Origin of the sequence: Streptomyces synnematoformans, from assembly GCF_039531005.1 — a bacterium.
GTDB classification, from domain to species: Bacteria; Actinomycetota; Actinomycetes; order Streptomycetales; family Streptomycetaceae; genus Streptomyces; species Streptomyces synnematoformans.
Genome location: NZ_BAAAPF010000559.1, coordinates 1 through 2,462 on the forward strand (window position 1 = coordinate 1; position 2,462 = coordinate 2,462).

Consider the following 2,462-nt stretch of genomic DNA (forward strand, 5'->3'; position numbering starts at 1 on the left):
CGCAGGGCGTCCCGCGCGTCGGCGGCGATCCGCCGCGCCACCGCCGCGTGCGCCACGCCGACCGCGCCGTGGAACGTGCCCCGGTAGCGGCACAGCTGCACCGGGACGCCCGCCGCCGCCAGCGCCTCCGCGTACGCCACGGCCTCGTCGCGCAGCGGGTCGAACTCCATCACCGCCACACACGCCGGCGGCAGCCCCGCCAGGTCCGCGGCCCGGGCCGGCGCCGCGTAGGGCGGCACGCCCGGCGTGCCCGGTACGCCGGGCCCGAGGTACGCCTCCCAGCTCAGCCGGGCGTTGCGGCGGTTCCACACCGGGGTGTCCGTGAACGTCCGGGCGCTGGGCGTGGTCAGCCGGTCGTCCAGCGCCGGGCTCTGCAGGTGCTGGCAGCGGATCGGCGGCCCGCCGCGGTCGCGGACGAGCAGGGTGAGCCCCGCGGCGAGCCCGGCGCCGGCGCTGTCGCCCCACAGCCCGACACGGGCCGGGTCGACGCCCAGGCCGGCGGCGTTCCCGGCCAGCCACTCCAGCCCGGCGCGGCAGTCGTCCAGCGCGGCGGGGTAGGGGTGTTCGGGCGCGAGGCGGTAGTCGGCGGCGACGACCACGGCGGGCAGCTCCCGGCAGATCCGCAGGTGGGTGTCGTGGTCGACCTGCGGCGAGCCGAGGACGAAGCCGCCGCCGTGCAGCGCGTAGACGGCGGGCAGCGGCCCGGGCGGCACCGGCGCCGCGGGGCGGTAGACGCGCAGCGGCACCGCCGGCGCACCCCCCGCGGGGCCGGGCGCGCGCACGTCCCGTACGACCACGCCCGACTCGTCGGCCGCGGGCGCCGCGGCCAGCTCGGCCGCCTGGGCGGCGCGCGCGGCGGCGAGGTCGGCGAGGTCGGCGTCGGCCAGCAGCGCGGCCGCCGCGGCGAGTTCGGGGTCGAGGGCGTAGCGCATGCGCGGGTCCCGTCGGTGCGGAGGTCTGCGGGCGGCGGTGCGCTACGCACGGTGCCACGGGAGGGCCCGGCCGGACACCAGACACCCGTCGGCGAACCCGCCGCCCCGGCCCGACGACCGCGCGCCGGCCGACGTCAGCCCAGCTCCCCGGGCTCCCGCCGTACGTCGGCCGTCATCGGGTCGTCGTCGACCAGCACCTTTCGTACGTAGGCGGTGTCCGGGTGGTCAGCGCCGAGCGTGCGCTCGGACCGCGTGAGGGTGTCCTCCAGCACCTCCAGCGCCCGCACGACGGAGAACCGGGTCGACAGGTACCGGCCCCCGGGACGGGTCCCCGGAACCGCTCGCTCCCGCTCGGGTGCGCCCTGTCCGTGATCCGAACCGCACTCTCGCCGGGCGCTGCGGCGGCCGCGGCCCTGGCGCACGGCGAGGCTGGCGCCCGTACGCCGGGCCGGCCGTGCCGGTGCCGTCACTCCTCGTGGCGGGCGATGCGCTCGTTGTTGAGTGCGCGCACGGCGCCGCGGGCGTCGCCGATCGTGGCGTAGTCGACGGCCACCAGGTTCACCGGCCGGCCGCGCTCCCGCTCGCACCGGTGGGCGCGGTCGAGCACGAAGTCGCGGGCGTTGATGCGGCCGGCGTCCAACCGGCTGCCGCCGCTGTTGCTGATGAAGTGGTTCATGAGGAAGAGCCGCTTGTCCGTCCCGCCGCGGTTCGGCTCGCACGTCATGTCCTCGGGGTCGCGGAACGCGAACGGGGTCTCCATGCCGTACCGGAAGAAGTTGCGGTACCAGGGCGCCGGGCCGTCCGCCTTCTCCGCGAACACGACGAGCCGCCGGTCCGCGTCGATCATCTCGCCGAGCGTCGGCCACTGCGCGTGCGGGTCGTCGTCCGGCGTGAACGCCATGTCCGCCACCCCCGCGCTGCGCATCGCGGCGCGGGTGCCGGCGCCGCTGATGCCGTCCTGGATCACCAGCGTGACCACGTCCGAGGGGTTCTGCTCCAGCCAGTCGCCGATCTTCTCCAGCTCCGGGACCAGCGGCAGCGCCCCGCCGCGGCAGACGGCGTGGCACAGCCAGGTGCCCCGGCGGGGCGGGTCCGCGGTGTCCAGCACGGAGCGGATCTGCCGCTGCATGGCCGGGGAGAAGTCCGAGTCCGCCAGCCGCGCGGCGATCTCCTGCGGCGTCTCCCAGCGGTGGGTGTCGAGGAGCAGGGCGCGCACGCCCTCGTTGAGCTGGCCGGTGATCGACGGGTCCTGCAGCGGGGCGATGAACCGGTCCTGGGAGGTGGCCATCGCGTTGTGCGAGGCGAGCTGGGCCACCTCGTCGTAGCGCAGCGCGCACAGCTCCGCGCGCCCGTTGCAGCGGCGGTCGGACTCGCCGCCGAAGGCGTTCGGGACGAACGTGGCGCCGGCCAGCGCGGCGGCGACGACGCCGACCGCGCCCCAGCGGTGGCGCGGCGGAATGGCCGGGACGGGCTCGGCCGCGCCGGGCCCGGCGGCTGCGGGCCCGTCGGCACCGGGGAACTGGCCGGACT

3 protein-coding genes are annotated in these 2,462 nt (G+C 77.5%); all 3 read right to left on the reverse strand.

Translation table 11 applies throughout. The annotated features are described in order from the left end of the window. On the reverse strand, positions 1–932 hold a 932-nt coding region (locus ABD317_RS35935), incomplete at its 3' end, for an alpha/beta hydrolase (RefSeq protein ID WP_344296090.1). A gap of 134 nt (positions 933–1,066) precedes the next feature. Beyond that, a complete protein-coding gene (locus ABD317_RS35940) occupies positions 1,067–1,219 on the reverse strand; it encodes a tetratricopeptide repeat protein (RefSeq protein WP_344296092.1) in 153 nt (50 codons plus the stop codon). A 179-nt stretch (positions 1,220–1,398) separates the two neighbouring features. Continuing rightward, positions 1,399–2,462: phosphoinositide-specific phospholipase C-related protein (locus ABD317_RS35945; RefSeq protein ID WP_486389030.1), on the reverse strand; the 1,064-nt coding region annotated here is incomplete at its 5' end.